The organism is Micromonospora echinofusca (genome assembly GCF_017614955.1).
Taxonomy (GTDB): domain Bacteria; phylum Actinomycetota; class Actinomycetes; order Mycobacteriales; family Micromonosporaceae; genus Micromonospora; species Micromonospora echinofusca_A.
On the sequence record NZ_WVUH01000040.1, the window covers coordinates 1 to 15621 of the forward strand.

15 protein-coding genes and 1 pseudogene are annotated in these 15621 nt (G+C 72.4%); 10 read left to right on the forward strand and 6 right to left on the reverse strand.

Annotation, left to right across the window (positions count from 1 at the left end; genetic code table 11):
- Positions 1-535, reverse strand: a pseudogene (locus GSF22_RS07520) (hypothetical protein); the annotation flags it as partial.
- 469 nt (positions 536-1004) lie between these two features.
- Between GSF22_RS07520 and pdhA the strand changes: the two are divergent.
- The 6 genes from pdhA (at position 1005) to GSF22_RS07545 (ending at position 7990) form a co-directional block, all read left to right on the forward strand.
- Positions 1005-2189, forward strand: a complete 1185-nt coding sequence (pdhA, locus tag GSF22_RS07525) for a pyruvate dehydrogenase (acetyl-transferring) E1 component subunit alpha (protein WP_208812227.1) — start codon at positions 1005-1007, stop codon at positions 2187-2189.
- Positions 2189-3178: an alpha-ketoacid dehydrogenase subunit beta gene (locus GSF22_RS07530; RefSeq protein ID WP_208812228.1), complete on the forward strand. Its 990-nt coding sequence runs from the start codon at positions 2189-2191 to the stop codon at positions 3176-3178. Before pdhA ends, GSF22_RS07530 begins: the two co-directional genes overlap by 1 nt.
- A 5-nt stretch (positions 3179-3183) precedes the next feature.
- Entirely contained in the window at positions 3184-4656 is a 1473-nt protein-coding gene (locus GSF22_RS07535) for a dihydrolipoamide acetyltransferase family protein (protein WP_208812272.1), read from the forward strand.
- 245 nt (positions 4657-4901) lie between these two features.
- Positions 4902-5039 (forward strand): hypothetical protein, encoded by a 138-nt coding sequence (locus GSF22_RS07540; RefSeq protein WP_208812230.1) that lies wholly within the window; start codon positions 4902-4904, stop codon positions 5037-5039.
- Between the two features lie 430 nt (positions 5040-5469).
- On the forward strand, positions 5470-5601 hold the full coding sequence (locus GSF22_RS35345; RefSeq protein ID WP_280116795.1) for a hypothetical protein: 132 nt from the start codon (positions 5470-5472) through the stop codon (positions 5599-5601).
- A 16-nt stretch (positions 5602-5617) separates the two neighbouring features.
- Complete coding sequence (locus GSF22_RS07545; protein ID WP_208812232.1) at positions 5618-7990, forward strand: hypothetical protein; 2373 nt, start codon at positions 5618-5620, stop codon at positions 7988-7990.
- 89 nt (positions 7991-8079) lie between these two features.
- On the opposite strand, the gene GSF22_RS07550 is transcribed toward GSF22_RS07545, so the two are convergent.
- The gene (locus GSF22_RS07550; RefSeq protein ID WP_307803819.1) at positions 8080-8733 is read right to left on the reverse strand and encodes an XRE family transcriptional regulator; all 654 of its coding nucleotides are present in this window, start codon (positions 8731-8733) and stop codon (positions 8080-8082) included.
- 374 nt (positions 8734-9107) lie between these two features.
- Here GSF22_RS07550 and GSF22_RS07555 point away from each other — a divergent pair, with 374 nt between their 5' ends.
- On the forward strand, positions 9108-9389 hold the full coding sequence (locus GSF22_RS07555) for a hypothetical protein (protein WP_208812234.1): 282 nt from the start codon (positions 9108-9110) through the stop codon (positions 9387-9389).
- Between the two features lie 243 nt (positions 9390-9632).
- Positions 9633-11468 (forward strand): NHL domain-containing thioredoxin family protein, encoded by a 1836-nt coding sequence (locus GSF22_RS07560; protein WP_208812236.1) that lies wholly within the window; start codon positions 9633-9635, stop codon positions 11466-11468.
- A 53-nt stretch (positions 11469-11521) separates the two neighbouring features.
- Here GSF22_RS07560 and GSF22_RS07565 read toward each other — a convergent pair whose 3' ends face one another.
- Genes GSF22_RS07565 through GSF22_RS07575 form a run of 3 tightly spaced genes read right to left on the reverse strand, consistent with a single transcriptional unit; the run spans position 11522 to position 13786 of the window.
- Positions 11522-12271, reverse strand: a complete 750-nt coding sequence (locus tag GSF22_RS07565) for a LamB/YcsF family protein (RefSeq protein WP_208812238.1) — start codon at positions 12269-12271, stop codon at positions 11522-11524.
- A complete protein-coding gene (locus tag GSF22_RS07570; RefSeq protein WP_307803822.1) occupies positions 12255-13103 on the reverse strand; it encodes a biotin-dependent carboxyltransferase family protein in 849 nt (282 codons plus the stop codon). Before GSF22_RS07570 ends, GSF22_RS07565 begins: the two co-directional genes overlap by 17 nt.
- Positions 13100-13786, reverse strand: coding sequence for a 5-oxoprolinase subunit B family protein (locus GSF22_RS07575; RefSeq protein WP_208812243.1), 687 nt, complete (start codon positions 13784-13786; stop codon positions 13100-13102). The genes GSF22_RS07570 and GSF22_RS07575 overlap by 4 nt, the downstream gene beginning before the upstream one ends.
- A 74-nt stretch (positions 13787-13860) precedes the next feature.
- Here GSF22_RS07575 and trhA point away from each other — a divergent pair, with 74 nt between their 5' ends.
- Positions 13861-14538 carry a PAQR family membrane homeostasis protein TrhA gene (gene trhA, locus GSF22_RS07580; protein WP_208812245.1) on the forward strand — a complete coding sequence of 226 codons (678 nt, stop codon included), beginning with the start codon at positions 13861-13863 and terminating at the stop codon, positions 14536-14538.
- Between the two features lie 149 nt (positions 14539-14687).
- Here the strand turns inward: trhA and GSF22_RS07585 are convergent, their stop codons facing one another.
- Positions 14688-14960 (reverse strand): DUF6458 family protein, encoded by a 273-nt coding sequence (locus GSF22_RS07585; RefSeq protein WP_208812247.1) that lies wholly within the window; start codon positions 14958-14960, stop codon positions 14688-14690.
- 117 nt (positions 14961-15077) lie between these two features.
- Between GSF22_RS07585 and GSF22_RS07590 the strand changes: the two genes are divergently transcribed.
- Positions 15078-15620: a SixA phosphatase family protein gene (locus GSF22_RS07590; protein ID WP_208812249.1), complete on the forward strand. Its 543-nt coding sequence runs from the start codon at positions 15078-15080 to the stop codon at positions 15618-15620.
- Position 15621: the final 1 nt, after the last annotated feature.

Below are 15621 nucleotides of genomic sequence, written 5' to 3' on the forward strand. Positions count from 1 at the left end.
GATCGGGGCTCCCGGTCGGTCCCGGACCGGGGGCAGGACTCCCGCTGGGGCGCGGTGACGGGTCGGGTGACGGTCGTGGGGACGGCCCGACCGGCGGGCGGTACACCGGGTCGCCGGGCGGGGACGGCGACTGCCGGTGCGGTCCGGTCGGATGGTCCGGTGACGCGGTGTCGGCGAGCGCCCGCCACCCGGTGGGAGCGGCCGGTTCCGCCGGCAGGCGCAGCGGGGGCGGTGGAGCCGGTACGGCGGTCGGTGGCTGCGGAACGACCACCGGCCCGACCGAGGGTGGTGGGATGAACGGGGTGACCCCGTCGGGCAGGGCCGTACCGCCGATGGTGGCCGTATCGGCGCTGATCGCCGCGAGGATCGGCATCGAGGCGGTACCGGCGAGCAGGGCCACGGTGAGCAGGTACCCGCGTGGCGGCCCGGCCAGCCCCTGGGCCCGGTGGGCGCCGATCACCCGCCGGTAGCTGGTCCCGCCCCCGACCCGGTGCCGCCCGAGCAGGGGTGGGTTCAACTCCTCGTGTTCCGACACCGCCGGGCTCCCCGTCTCGATCCTGCCGCCTGCCGGAGCGGCCACACCACCGGTGACCGACTCCCCACCCAGGGTGTACCAGTCACCCTGGGTTGGCCAGATCCGCACAGCGTGTCGACACGCGATTTTGTTCGCGCCGCCGATCCGACCGGATTATCCGGTGATATGGGGATCAAGCGGGCCGTTTTCAAGTTCTTCGCCAGGCCGTTATGTGGGGCCGCTCACCTGCTCTGCGAATATGGACCCGACGGCAACGCAGCCGTGGCCTCCGCGCATCCCGCGGCAGGCGCGGCTGGGCGCCGGCGCTCCCGAACCGGGTTCGGCCAGAACCCGGCTCACGCCGCGTGGCAACCCCCACCGGGGCTAGGCGCGGCCGCCAGGAAACCGGTCCGGCAGCAGCCGGGCAGGCGCACGAGTTGCGCGGTCGGGTCACCCCCGGTGCCGACGCACACACCACAGGGAGAGACGGATGGCAAAGGGCGACCCCGGGGTCACGGCCCGCAGCAGGCGGGCCGCACCCCGGTCGAAACGAGCGGCGGGAGGTCGCGTGGGCGACCCCGAACTGGTACAGCTCCTCACGCCGGAGGGCGACCGGATCGAGAGTGCGGTCGGCCCGGACGGTACGGAGTACCGCGTCGACTTCACCGACGAGGAGTACCGCGGGCTCTACCGGGACCTGGTCCTGGTCCGCAAGCTCGACGCCGAGGCGACCGCGTTGCAGCGGCAGGGCGAGCTGGGCCTCTGGGCCAGCCTGCTCGGCCAGGAAGCCGCCCAGGTCGGCTCGGGACGGGCGCTGCGTACCCAGGACATGGCCTTCCCGACCTACCGTGAGCACGGCGTGCTCTACTGCCGGGGCATCGACCCGATCATGCCGCTCAGCCTGTTCCGTGGCGTCGACCAGGGCGGTTGGGACCCGAACGAGTTCAAGTTCAACATGTACACGATCGTGATCGGGGCGCAGACCCTGCACGCGACCGGGTACGCCATGGGCGTCAACATCGACGGTCGGACCGGCAGCGACGACGGCGAGGCGGTGATCGCCTACTTCGGCGACGGCGCCACCAGCCAGGGCGACGTCAACGAGGCGTTCGTCTGGGCCGGGGTGTTCAACGCGCCGCTGGTCTTCTTCTGCCAGAACAACCAGTACGCCATCTCCCAGCCGTTGGAGAAACAGACCCGTATCCCGCTCTACCAGCGGGCCGCCGGTTTCGGCTTCCCCGGCGTACGGGTGGACGGCAACGACGTGCTCGCCTCGTACGCGGTCACCCGGACGGCGTTGGACAACGCCCGGCACGGCCAGGGGCCGAGCCTGATCGAGGCGTACACGTACCGGATGGGGGCGCACACCACCTCCGACGACCCGACCCGGTACCGGATCGCCAGTGAGGTCGAGTCCTGGCAGGCCAAGGACCCGATCGCCCGGATGAAGGCGTTCCTGGTCAAACAGCAGCTCGCCGACGACACCTTCTTCGCCGAGGTCGACGAGCAGGCCCGCCGGGAGGCGGTCGACCTGCGGGAACGGGTGCTGGCCATGCCGGACCCGGAGCCGGTCAGCATGTTCGACCACGTCTACCCGAACGGGTCCCCGCTGCTCGACCAGCAGCGTGCCCAGTTCAGCCGGTACATGGAGTCGTTCGAGGGGAGCGCGCACTGATGGCCACGGAGACCCTCACCCTCGGCAAGGCCCTGAACGCGGGCCTGCGGCGCGCCCTGGAGAACGACCCGAAGGTCGTCATCATGGGCGAGGACGTCGGCAAGCTCGGTGGCGTCTTCCGGATCACCGACGGGCTGCAGAAGGACTTCGGCGACCAGCGGGTGATCGACACCCCGCTCGCCGAGTCCGGCATCATCGGTACCGCGGTCGGCCTGGCCATCCGGGGCTACCGGCCGGTCTGCGAGATCCAGTTCGACGGTTTCGTCTACCCGGCGTACGACCAGATCGTGTCCCAGGTCGCCAAGATGCACTACCGGTCCCGGGGCAAGCTCAACATCCCGATCGTGATCCGGATCCCGTTCGGTGGCGGTATCGGCGCGGTGGAGCACCACTCGGAGTCGCCGGAGGCGTACTTCGCGCACACCGCCGGCCTGAAGGTCGTCTCCTGCGCCTCGCCGCAGGACGCGTACGTGATGATCCAGCAGGCCATCGCCTCCGAGGACCCGGTCGTCTTCCTGGAGCCGAAGCGGCGCTACTGGGAGAAGGGCCCGGTCGACCTGGACGCCCCGCTCGACGGCGCGTACCCGCTGCACTCCGCCCGGGTGGCCCGGACCGGTACGGACGTCACCGTGCTGGCGTACGGGCCGATGGTGCGGACCTGTCTGGACGCGGCCACCGCAGCGGCGGAGGACGGCCGGCAACTGGAGGTGATCGACCTCCGCTCGGTCTCCCCGCTCGACCTCTCCTCGGCGTACGAGTCGGTACGCCGTACCGGCCGGTGTGTGGTGGTGCACGAGGCCCCGGGGAACCTGGGTCTGGGCGCGGAGATTGCGGCCCGGGTCACCGAGGAGTGCTTCTACTCCCTGGAGTCCCCGGTGCTGCGGGTGACCGGTTTTGACACCCCCTACCCGGCGGCCCGGGTGGAGGAGGAGTACCTGCCGGACCTCGACCGGGTGCTCGACGCCGTCGACCGCACCTTCGGCTGGTGAGCGCGATGTCACGGGTCAAGGAGTTCAACCTGCCCGACCTGGGCGAAGGGCTGACCGAGGGCGAGATCCTCAAGTGGCTGGTCTCGGTCGGTGACGTGATCGAGCTCAACCAGCCGATCGTCGAGGTGGAGACGGCCAAGGCGGCTGTCGAGATCCCGGCGAAGTGGGCCGGTCGGGTGCAGACGATCTTCCATGAGGAGGGCACGACCGTCGAGGTCGGCAGCCCGATCATCGCGATCGACACGCAGCCGGACGCCGGGCCGCTGGAGCCGGCCGGTGCCGGTGGGCCGATCAGCACCACCGGCCAGCCGGACGACGTCCTGCCGGTCCCGTCGGCCGCTTCGCTGGCCGCCGTGGAGATCGCCCCGGCGGAGGGTGCTGTCGAGCCGGGGCTGATCGGTGGTCCCGCCCCGGGTGGCCGGACCGCCGTGCTGGTCGGGTACGGCCCGCGTACCGCGGCTGCCAAGCGGCGCCCCCGCAAGGGTGCTGCCGATCATGGAGTTGTGGTGGGCGACAAACCCGCCCAGAGCCCCCTGAACCAGGCACCACAAGTCCATGATCGACGTAACGGGTCGGGTGTACCGGGTGGCGGTCTGGTGCTCGCCAAGCCGCCGGTACGCAAGCTCGCCAAGGATCTCGGCGTGGACCTGGGCGGGCTGACCGGGTCCGGCCCGCTCGGCTCGATCACCCGGGAGGACGTCCAGCGGGCGGCTGCCGCCACCACGGCCGAGCCGGCGGTGACGCCGGCCCGCGCCACCGTGGCGGCGGTCTTCGACGCCAGCCGGGAGCAGCGCATCCCGGTGAAGGGTGTCCGAAAGTTGACGGCGGAGAACATGTCCGCGTCGGCGTTCACCGCGCCGCACGTCACGGAGTTCCTGACCGTCGACGTGACCCGGGCGATGAAGGCCCTGGACCGGCTCCGGACCCGTCCCGAGTGGCGGGACGTCCGGGTGTCGCCGTTGCTGCTGGTCGCCAAGGCGGTGCTGCTCGCGGTCCGCCGGCACCCGATGGTCAACTCGACCTGGGCCGGGGACGAGATCGTGGTCAAGGACTACGTCAACCTCGGCATCGCGGCGGCGACCGAGCGTGGGCTGATCGTGCCGAACATCAAGGACGCCGGCCGGCTCACCCTGCGCGAACTGGCGGACGCGATGACGGCGCTGGTGCAGACCGCGAAGGCCGGCCGGACCTCCCCGGCGGACATGTCCGGCGGCACGCTGACCATCACGAACGTCGGGGTGTTCGGCGTGGACACCGGTACCCCGATCCTGCCGCCCGGCGAGTCGGCGATCCTCGCCTTCGGCGCCGTGCGGGAGATGCCCTGGGTCCACAAGGGCAAGGTGCGCGCACGTCAGGTGACCACCCTCGGGCTCTCCTTCGACCATCGGATCATCGACGGCGAGCTGGGTTCGAAGTTCCTCCGGGACATCGGCGCGTTCCTGACCGATCCGGAGGCGGCGCTGCTCGCCTGGACCTGACCCGGCTCCGGCTGGGTTCCACGCCGCGCGGTCGAGTAGTTACGGCCGGTGTGCCGGGTTAACTCCCGGCACACCGGCCGTAACCATTGGATGGCTCAAATCTTCACTGGACACCCTTCCAAACCTTCGATTCGTAGGCTGGTGTTGCAGCTCACCTAATAATCGTTGGCGCGGAGGGTCGTCGGTGCTGTTCAATAGAGACATCAACGACGGGCTGACAACCGAATAGCCAGGGGGAGAGACCAATGAGCATGATCGACCGCATCCGCCACCGCCGCGACGCCAACCGCCGGGCCCGGGCCATCGAGCGCGCCCTGCGCTCCGCGAACTCGCCGGCCGTCCGCGACGAGATCATCGCGATCGCGCAGCGGCAGTACAGCTGACCCGCGCACGGCGCGAGTTCCGCTGACGCTCGGACGGCGGCAGTACGGCTGACCCGGCGCACGGCGGGGCAGCGGAGCTGACCACCGCACGGCGGCAGCACCCGACCGACCCGCACCCGCACCGGGTGCGGCGGGCGACACGGCCCAGCCGCGAGCGCCGGCAGCACCGCCGGACGGGGACCGCAGCGTGGCGGTGCCCCGGCCGGCCAGGAAAGCGCCTGACGCACCGGCTGAGCTGAACGGACGTGACTCGCCTCCTCCAGATCGACGACCCGCCCGGGCCCCCGGGCGGGTCGTCGGCGTTTCGGGCCGTTTGACACCGGGATTCCCCCTCATCGCACCGCCCGGTACGGTGGGGCTCGGTCGTCACCACCGGCCACGGAGACTGTCAGGCGGATGTCAACCGCCCGGCACCGGACCGTGGCAGAAGGTGACGGCCGTGCTCCCCGGCCGCGACGGGCGGGCACCGGCTACGGTGCGGGGAGCCGACCCGGCCGGCAACTCCGGCAACGCCGACAACCCTGCCGACAGCACCCGGTCGGTATCGGCGGCCGACATGTGATGGAGGAGGCGCACGCATGACGTCCGAGGGCCCGCACCACCCCGGCCACGAGCCGGACGAGGTCGCGCCGGGCGCCGGCGGATCGGCGCCGTTCGGCGGACAGCCGGCAGCAGCACGCCCCGGCGGCGTACCGGACCTGGGTTGGGCACCACCGCCGCCCCCGATGGAGCAGCGGCAGCAGAACGGTTGGGAGAACGCGCCCGCTGCGGGCCACGGACCGGTCGGGCAGCAGCCCGGCTGGGGTCCCGGACCGGACCACGGTCGCGCCGAGCAGCCCGCCTGGGACGTACCCGCCGAGCCAGCCCGACCGGTCCGGGCGACCGCGTCGGTTCCCGTGCCCGGCCCGGACAGTCGGCCCTCGTGGGACAGCCCCGCACCCACCGGTCAGCCCCACTGGGCAGGCCAGGGTGGTCCGGGTGGCTCCGGTGGAGCGGACCTACCCGAGCGGCCCGAGGTCCCGGCCGTCGAACCATGGGGACCGGGTGAGGCGTGGGGAGCAGCCGCCCCCACCTCTGGGTCCGGTGCTCCGCAGGCACCCGCCTCCCCGTCCGGCCCGGACGCCTGGGCGCCCGCGAACCAGGCGAACGGCTGGGAGCCGACGCCACAGCCGGTCAACAGTCCGGCCCCGGGCGGTTGGGAACCCACCGCCCGCCCCGAGGACAACCCGGTCTACCAGCCCGCGCCGTCCCCCGGCTTCTCCCCGGCCGGAGCGGTCCCGCTCCCGCCCCAGGAGCAGCGCGTTCCCGGCGCGAGTCTGGCCGCGTCCCCCCCGGGGGACTACCAGTCGCAGATGGACTACCAGGCTCCGGCCGGATACCAGCCGCCGATGGACCACCCGTCACCGACCGGGTACGCCCCGCCGCAGCAGCGCGGTCCGGTTGACGACGGCTACCCCGCCGGCGCCGGTTTCCCGGGTGGCAGCGGCTATCCCGGGACCGAAACCGACCACCGTGCCGACGGCGGGTACCCCGCTCCGGACCAGCGGCGCGGCGACACCGGCGGGTACCCCGTCGACAACGGCCACGACCACCAGGGCCACTCCGTCGACCAGCACTGGCCCGGCGCCGAGGCGAACTCCGGCGGTTGGGAGGCCGAGAGCCACCAGGCCCCGGTGGTACCGCAGCCGCGCATGTCGCCCGAGTCGGCCGGCTCGGCCCGGGTGGCCGTACCGCCCGCCGACCAGTCGATGGGCGCGGACCCGTCCGCTTCGGGCGGCAGTGTCACCGCGAGTGCCTCCGTACCGACGCCGAACCGGGCGATGCCACCGGCCGACCTGGCGGTACGGCCGACCCAGCCGCCGCAGCCCCGGGTGTACGGACGCCCGTCCCGCCCCGAGCCGGAGCCGGAGGAGGTACCCCTCCCCGGTGACCCGGGCGACCTGCGACCGGGCACCGAACACGGCGCCCCGGCCGGGTACGGCTACGACCACGCTCCGTCCCAGGGCAACGGCTACGACCAGAGCGCGCCACACGGCGGCGGGTACGACCAGAGCGGGCAGTCGCACAGCGGCGGGTACGACCAGAGCGGCCAGTCGCACGCTGGCGGCTACGACCCGAACCCCCCGCACACTGGCGGATACGACCAGGGCACTCCGCACGGCGGGTACGACCAGCAGCCGGCCGCTGCCAGCGCCCGGGTCGCCCCGCCGGCCACCCCGATCCCGGACTTCTCCCAGGGCCACGCCCCCTTCGGGGACCTGGTGGGCACCAACCGTCCTGTCAACGGTGTGAAGCCGAACACCCCCGGCGCGATGGGCACGGCCCGTACCGGTGGGCCGGAGCGCTTCGGCGATCCCGACTCCTTTGCCGAGCCCACCGCCCAGTTCGGTGGCGGACTGCCCGGGTACCCGGAACACGCTGGACCCGGACGGTCCCCGCAGGACGGGCCGGACGCCACGGCGCTCGCGCCGGCGGTGCCGTCCCCGGCGGCCCGGCCGGTTGAGGCTCCCGGCGACGCGTGGGGCCAGTCGACCGAGGCGTGGAACCCGGGCGGCGAGTCGGAGCAGGGTCGCTTCGACGCCTTCAAGCCGGACGCCGAACCGAAGAACGAGCCGGCTCCGGCGCCGAAGGTCCGCAACGGACGGGTCCTGCTGGCCGTACTCACCGCAGCCGTCCTGCTGCTGGTGGTACCGCTCGGCGCGCTCTGGCTGCTCGGCAAGATCGGCAAGGACGGGGACGGGGCCGCCTTCGACCCGGCGGTCAACTCCTGCGTCAAGCAGTCGGGCAACTCGGCTGTCGCCGCCACCTGCGGGGAGCCGGGTACCTTCTCCATCGTCTCCAAAGTGGACGCCAAGGAGAAGTGCACCGACAAGACGCAGCCGCACGTCGTCCTGCCCGGTAGCGGGACGAACCGGGTGCTCTGCCTGAAGCCGGCCACCGCAGCCCGCTGACCGCCGTCGTCGGGGTCACGCCTTCCGCGTGACCCCGACGAGCTGCGATACGACCCACCCTGACCGGCACCGGCCATGTGGCCAGTCGTTCACTGCTCCCGCGACGATTCCCACAGACTCTCGAAATGCTCGACATACCGGTCGAAGGCGCCACCGGGGCCTCGACGTCGAAGGTGAAGTGTCACCGACTCCTGACCGAGTCCGGCGCCGATATGGGTCGCAACCACCGCGTCATCGTCGAAAATCCACACCGACATCCCAATGTGGCGGTCGGAATACCGCATGGGGATAGGAGCCCCTGACTTCGCGATCTCTGCCCGCGTCAACTCGATCCGGGTGGACAGTGTGAGCGGGGTCGCTTCGATCCGATCCCGCTGGGTGGTCACCTGGCTCTCCGGGTCGCCGAGCAGGAAACGGACATCCGTTCCGTCACTGGCCTTCGTGCCCAGGGTGGCTGCTGCGCCAGGTACCTCCAGCCACACGAAGTAGGACGTATAACCGCCGAACCACAGACGCTCACGCGCACCGACGATCATGTCCCGGAAGAACGTCCGGGGTAGGTCTGCGCGTCGCGGAAACAACGCGACGATCTCACGGTCCGCTCCCGTCTTTACCGCCCGCCGCACGGCTTCAGGCCACAGCACGTCTACCGCCTCCCCGAGCACTGCCGCCGCCGCGACCCGGTGTCGGGGGTGCGGTACCCGTCCCTTGTGTACCCACCGCTCGACGGTCTTTGCGTCCACCCCCACCGTCTCCGCGAGACTGGCGGTCGTCGTCCCGGCATCGAGTATCGCGCGACGGAGAGTTTCGTTGCGAGGCATTCTCAGGGACCTTTCCTGGACGTCCCTCGATGGTCACATGCGCGGGGTGTCCACGTCCGGTAACTCGCTGACATGGTCGACGGCAGCGGGACCGCTTCTGGAGCAGAGCAGCCGGGGGCGAAACCAGCATGGGGCGCCCTGTGGTTCTCCCCCGACGGGGCGCCCCTTCTCTACCCGTCTGATCAGGAGATTTCCGTGTACTCAGGTGACTACGAGCCCGTGCCGCCGCGCCGTCCCGCACCGGAGCCGAAGCCAACCCCACAGCCGACGCCAGAGCCGAAGCCCGCTCCATCGCGATGACCGCCACCGAGCCAGTGGTGATCCATGCGCCCGAGATCCCCGGTGACCCGTGCCGGGTGTGCGCGCAGTCCTGGCCGTGCTTCCCGGCGCAGATCGACTACGTGGCCGAGTTCTACGGCCGCCCTGCCGAGCTGGCCACCCACCTGGCCGGTTGGTTCACCGCCGCAGTGACCGAGCTGACCGCCCGGGGCCGGTCGTTCGACGCCAGCGCGCTGTACCGCCGCTACCTGGGCTGGGTGGACCTGACCCGCCGGCCGCGTTCGCGCGGCTGGCGGTGAGCGATGACCACCGTGGTCGAGGTGACTGCGGAACCCACTCACGGCGTGGACCGATCATGAAGTGCTAGCACAGACGATGCACCTCGACAGGCTACTAGCCCGGGTACTGTTGCGAGGCGGGACTGTCGGCCAACGGGCGGTACCAGAGCCGTCCGGGCAACGAACAGCCCGTACCCGAATCGGCGCCCGGACTCGTTGCGACCCTCGGGGTCGTCTCCGGCCGCGACGTGGCAGGGTGATCGTATGGCTGCTTCGCCCCGCGTCCGTGCGCCCGAGTTGAAGGGCCGCCGGTGGCTGAACACCGGCGGACGGGACCTGACCCTCCAGGACCTCCGAGGCCGGATCACCGTCCTCGACTTCTGGACCTTCTGCTGCATCAACTGCCTGCACGTCCTGGACGAGCTGCGCCCGCTGGAGGAGAAGTACGGCGACGTCCTCGTCGTCGTCGGGGTGCACTCGCCGAAGTTCGAGCACGAGAAGGACCCGGACGCGCTGGCGGCGGCCGTCGAGCGGTACGGCGTGCACCATCCGGTGCTGGACGACCCGGAACTGCGGATGTGGCAGCAGTACGCGGCGCGGGCCTGGCCGACCCTCTGCGTGGTCGACCCGGAGGGGTACGTCGTCGCCACGATGGCCGGCGAGGGTCACGCCGAGGGACTGTCCCGGCTGATCGACGAGTTGATCGTCACACACGAGGCGAAGGGCACCCTGCACCGGGGCGACGGCCCGTACGTCCCACCGGCCGAACCGGCGACCACCCTGCGCTTCCCCGGCAAGGCGGTGGCGCTCGACGACGGTGGCCTGCTGGTCTCCGACTCGGCCCGGCACTCGATCGTGGAACTGGACGCCGACGGTGAGACGGTGCGGCGCCGGATCGGTACCGGTGACCGGGGGCGGACGGACGGGTCCGCCGCCACCGCCCGCTTCTCCGAGCCGCAGGGGCTCTGCCGGCTGCCCGCGCACACCGCCGAGGTGGCCGGGTACGACATCGTGGTCGCGGACACCGTCAACCACCTGCTGCGCGGGATACGGCTGGCCACCGGTGAGGTGGTGACCGTGGCCGGTACCGGCCGGCAGTGGCGCTCGACGGTCGACGACCACGCGCACGACGCGCTCTCCGTCGACCTCTCCTCCCCCTGGGACGTCGCCTGGTACGACAACCGGGTGGTCGTCGCGATGGCCGGCATCCACCAGCTCTGGTGGTTCGACCCGATCCGGCGGACCGCCGGGATGTACGCCGGCACCACGGTGGAGGCGCTGCGCGACGGCCCGCTGGCCGAGGCGTGGATGGCCCAGCCCTCCGGGCTGTCGGTCTCCGCCGACGGGAGCCGGCTGTGGATCGCCGACAGCGAGACCAGTGCCCTGCGGTACGTCGAGAACGGCACCATGGGTACCGCCGTGGGGCAGGGTCTCTTCGACTTCGGGCACGTGGACGGCCCGGCCGACGGCGCTCTGCTGCAACATCCGCTCGGGGTGTGCGCGTTGCCGGACGGCTCGGTGCTGGTCGCGGACACCTACAACGGAGCGGTACGCCGTTTCGACCCGACGGCCGGTACGGTCGCCACGGTCGTCGACGGGCTGGCCGAGCCGAGTGACGTCGTGCTGACCGCCGACGGTGGGGTCGTGGTGGTCGAGTCGGCGGCGCACCGGCTGACCCGGCTGGCGCCGGGTGCGCTGTCCGCCGCCGGGGTACACGTCGACGGCCCCCGGCACCGTACCGAGCGTCCGCCGACCGAGGTGGGGGCCGGCGAGCTGACCCTGGATGTGATCTTCACCCCGGCGCCGGGACAGAAGCTGGACGAGACGTACGGCCCGTCCACCCGGTTGGAGGTGTCGGCCTCCCCGCCCGAGCTGCTGCGCGAGGGGGCGGGTACCGGTACCGACCTGTCCCGGCGGCTGGTGGTCGACGGTGCGGTGCCCGGCGGGGTGCTCCAGGTGACCGCTCAGGCGGCCACCTGCGACGTGGACGACGAACACGGCGCGTGCCACCTGACCCGGCAGGACTGGGGCGTGCCGGTACGCGTCGTACCGGGTGGGGCCGACCGGCTGCCCCTGGTGCTGCGGGGGCTGGACGCCTGAGGTGTTAGGAAGGGCCCCTTCCTATACCGGAAGCGTTAACAGGGGGCCCTTCCTTACGCGAACGAAGTGAGCCCCACGCCCGCCTCCACCAGCGCCGCCCGGACCAGTTCGGCGGCGTGCACCGCGCCCGGTGTGTCGCCGTGCAGGCAGATCGATTCGACCGGGCAGGGGATCGTGCTGCCGTCCACGGCGGTCACGGTCCCCTGGGTGGCCAACTGGACCGCCTGGGCGGCGACCGCCGCCGGGTCGGTGAGCAGGGCGCCGGGTGCGGTGCGGGGCACCAGCGCCCCGTTGGGCTGGTAGCCCCGGTCGGCGAAGCCCTCGGCCACCACCCGCAGGCCGGCGCCGGTGGCGAGTTGGGCGAGTACCGAGCCGGCGAGGCAGAGCACCGGCAGGTCACGGTCGTACTCCGAGACGGCGGCGACCAGGGCCGCCGCCTGCGCCTCGTCCGTGGCCGCCGCGTGGTAGAGCGCGCCGTGCGGCTTGAGGTAGCGGACCCGGGTACCGGCGGTCCGGCAGAACGCCTCCAGCGCGCCGAGCTGGTAGACCGTCTCGTCGCGCAGGTCGGTGAAGGCGTAGGCGATGTGCCGCCGGCCGAAGCCGGCGAGGTCGCGGTAGCCGACCTGGGCGCCGACCGCGACCCCCCGTTCGGCGGCGCGGGTGCAGACCCGTCGCATGGTGACCGCGTCCCCGGCGTGGAAGCCGCAGGCCACGTTGGCGGAGGTGATCAGGTCGAGCAGTGCGGCGTCGTCGCCGAGCTGCCAGGCACCGAAGCCTTCTCCGAGGTCAGCGTTGAGGTCCATGGAACCGGACGATAGTCCCCGGGCGGGCCTGGGCGAGCGGAGTCGGGTCGTCCAGCACGGCGATCACCGGGTATCCGCCGGTGGTGGGATGGTCGGCGAGGAAGACCAGTGGTTGGCCGTCGGCCGGTACCTGCACCGCGCCGAGGACCAGTCCCTCACTGGGGAGTTCCCCGGCGACCGCGCGGGGCAGGGTCGCGCCGGTCAGTCGCGCGCCGACCCGGTTGCTGACCGGGCTGACCGTGTACGCGGTGCGCAGCAGCCGGTCGATCGCGGTGTCGGTGAACCAGTCGTCGCGGGGGCCGAGGTGGATGCGGAGCCGGAGTTCGGCTCCGGGGGACACGGTCGGGGTGAAGTCCACCGGGGCGGGTGGTGCGGTGGCCGGTCCGACGGGCAGCCGGTCCCCGTCGCGCAGGGGCGCCGGGCCGAGGCCGCTGAGGGTGTCGGTGGCACGGCTGCCGAGGACCGGCTCGACGGCGATGCCCCCGGCCACGGCGAGGTACGACCGCAGTCCGGCCTGCGCCGGCCCGATGTGTACCCGGGCGCCGGCCGGTACGGCGAGCGGCCGGCCGCAGTCGCCGGGCCGGTCCCCGATCCACACCGGGGCCGGGGCGCCGGTGACCGCGATGGTGCCGGCGGTCGTGCAGCGCAGTACGCAGCCGGTGAGGGTGATCTCCAGGCCGGCGGTCTGCCCGGGGTTGCCGACGAGCCGGTTGGCCAGGGTCAGGGCGGGCCGGTCGAGGGCGCCGGAGCGCGGTACGCCGAGGTGGGCGTACCCGGGGCGGCCGAGGTCCTGGACGGTGGTGAGGGCTCCGGCGTGCAGAACCTCGATCACGCGTCCACCAGTCTGACCCGGGTGCCGGGGCTGAGCAGGGCCGGGGGTTCCCGGTGGATGTCGAACAGCGGCACGTCGGTCCGGCCGACGAGCAGCCACCCGCCGGGCGAGGTACCGGGGTAGATGCCGGCGTAGGGTCCGGCGAGTGCCACCGAGCCGGCCGGTACCCGGGGCCGGGGGGTGGCGAGTCGGGGCACGGCGAGGTGTGCCGGGAGCCCGGTGAGGTAGCCGAAGCCGGGGGCGAACCCGCAGAAGGCGACCCGGAACGGGGTGTGCCGCAGCCGGTCGACCACGGCGGGTACGTCGACCTGCCAGTGTCCGGCGACCGTGGGCAGGTCGGCACCGTCGAAGGTGACCGGGATGTCGACGGTCGGCCCGGGGGCGTACGGCGCGTCGGAGTACCGCGCGGCGGCGTGCGGTCCGGCGGAACGCGGTGTGAGAGCCTGCTGGCCGCCGGCCGGGTTGCGGGTCACTGCGGGGGTCCAGCGGGCGATGGTCCGGCCGGTGGCGGCCGGGTCGGCGAGCCCGTCGAGCAGGACGGTGGTGGCGGCCGGCACGATCTCGTCGACCGCCAGGTCACCGGTGTCGCGGCGGCGGCACAGCTCGTCGTGCCAGGCCAGGGCCTCGTCCTGGTCGGCGCAGTCGAGCAGCAGCGCGTACGCCCCGACGGGTCGGATCCGCATAGGGCCATCCTGCCGTAACCGTGGTGACGAGTTGCACTACCTAGAAGTAACCTACGGTGCCGTAACCTAAGGTCGTGACGACCTCTGCCCCGTTGCGGCTGAAGCCGGTCGACATCGGTAAACCCCGGATGCGCGGCTGGCTGCACACGTACGCGTTCTTCGCCGCACTCGTCTGCGGCATCGTCCTCTGTTCCCTGGCGGCCACCCGCCCCGGCTGGGCGCCCCTGGTGAGCTGTGCGGTCTACAGTCTGACCGTCTGCGGGCTCTTCGGCACCAGCGCGCTGTACCACCGACGGGTCTGGTCGGAGCGGGGCTACCAGGTCATGCGCCGGATGGACCACTCGATGATCTTCGTGTTCATCGCCGGCACGTACACCCCGTTCTGCGCCCTGCTCCTGCCGACCGGCAAGGCGACCCTGCTGCTGTCGCTGGTCTGGGGGGGTGCCCTGGCCGGGGTGGCCCTGAAACTGGTCTGGCCGCACGCGCCGCGCTGGGTCTCCGCGCCGCTCTACCTCGCCCTGGGCTGGGTGGCGGTCGCGGTGCTGCCGGACATCCTCGGCAACGGCGGGGTGACCACGTTGGTACTGCTGATCGTCGGAGGCGCGGTCTACAGCGTGGGTGCCGTCTTCTACGCCCTGCGCCGCCCGAACCCGTGGCCGACCGTCTTCGGTCATCACGAGTTCTTCCATGCCTGCACCCTGGTGGCAGCGATCTGCCACCACATCGCGATCTACTTCGCCCTGTACGCCTGAACGCACACCGGTCCGCTGAGCGCGGCCGGGCGTCCGGGCAGCAGAAACGGCGGAGGCCGGGCGAGGCACGGCGGAGGCCGGGAACCCGTGCGGGTTCCCGGCCTCTGCGGTTCAGGGGACCGGGTCGACAGGTGCGGCCCGGCGTCGGGTCAGTAGGTGCGGCCCGGGCGGCGCACCTCGCGGTACTCCTCGACCACCCGGTCGTCCTGGACCGGGACCACCCGCTCCTCACGGACCGGGGCGGCGACGACGGTACGCCGACGGCTCTGCCAGAACCACGCGGTCATGATCAGTCCGACCAGCCCGGCGAGCATGAGCACCCAGCCAACGGTGCTCAGGCTGAGCCAGCCCAGGTCGGCGTCCACCGCGAACGCGAGGATCGCACCCAGCGCGATCAGGAAGATGCTTCCACCGATGCCCACTTCTTCGCCCTCCTTGGCTTCAAGCTGGCGTCCAGTACCCGCCGCGGCCACGGATGAGGTTGCGGCACACATCGACTTACCCCGACACTGCGATTCCCAATCAGGCAGGCTGGAGCCATGACGGAGGGCACGGGTACGGAACGGACACTGGTCCTGCTTCGGCACGCCAAGGCGGAGAGCCCGCCGGGGGTGGCGGACGCGGAGCGCCCGTTGGCGGTCCGGGGCCGGGCCGACGCGTTCGCCGCCGGGGCCTGGCTCGCCGACCACGGGTACCTGCCGACGGTGGTGATCTGCTCGCCGGCTGCGCGGACCCGGCAGACCTGGCACGGGGTGGCCCTCGGTCTGTCCGGCGGGGCGGACCGACCGGCTGTGGACGTCCCCGTCGGCGGCCCGGAGGTCCGCTACGAGCCGACGGCGTACGCGGCCAGCCCGGCCGAGCTGCTCGAACTCGTCCGGGCCGTCGACCGGGCCGTGTCCACCGTGCTGCTCGTCGCCCACAACCCGGGCGTTTCGCTGCTCTCCGGGCTGCTCGACCCCGGCCGGGTCGACGAGACAGGGCTGCGTACGGCGGGACTTGCCGTGCACCGGGTCCGGGCCGCCTGGGCGGATCTCGGTCCGGGCGCGGCTCCGCTGGTCAGGGCACACACCGCGCGCCGCTGAG